The organism is Vibrio sp. 10N.222.49.C9, assembly GCF_041474985.1.
GTDB lineage: Bacteria > Pseudomonadota > Gammaproteobacteria > Enterobacterales > Vibrionaceae > Vibrio > Vibrio crassostreae_C.
In genome coordinates this window covers 1-352 of sequence record NZ_JBFRVD010000923.1, presented here as the reverse complement: position 1 = coordinate 352, position 352 = coordinate 1, and the positions used below count along the sequence as shown (strand labels likewise).

Annotated in this window: 1 protein-coding gene; it reads left to right on the top strand. The window is 47.2% G+C overall.

The genetic code is table 11. The features are described 5' to 3' along the window. Nucleotides 1–352: flagellar hook-basal body complex protein (locus AB4585_RS26235; RefSeq protein ID WP_372171691.1), on the top strand; the 352-nt coding region annotated here is incomplete at both ends.

Below are 352 nucleotides of genomic sequence, written 5' to 3'. Positions count from 1 at the left end.
ATATACCAGTGGTGAGTTTAACTCTGTGTATATCGAAGAAGATGGTTCGGTCATAGCTACTTACAGCAATGGTCAAACGCAAGTGCAAGGTCAAATCATCCTAGCGAGTTTCCCGTCAAATGCCGGTCTTCAAGCCGTAAGCGGTACATCTTGGCAACAGACATACAGTTCTGGGGCTCCTATCTTTGGTACTGCGGGCGTAGGTGTGCTGGGTAACTTGGTTGGCGGCGCTGTTGAGTCTTCAAATGTCGATACTACAGAAAGCATGATCGGTCTAATGGAGACGCAGCAGAACTATCAGGCAAACACTAAGAGCATCCAGGCTCAAAACTCTATTGCTCAAACGCTAATG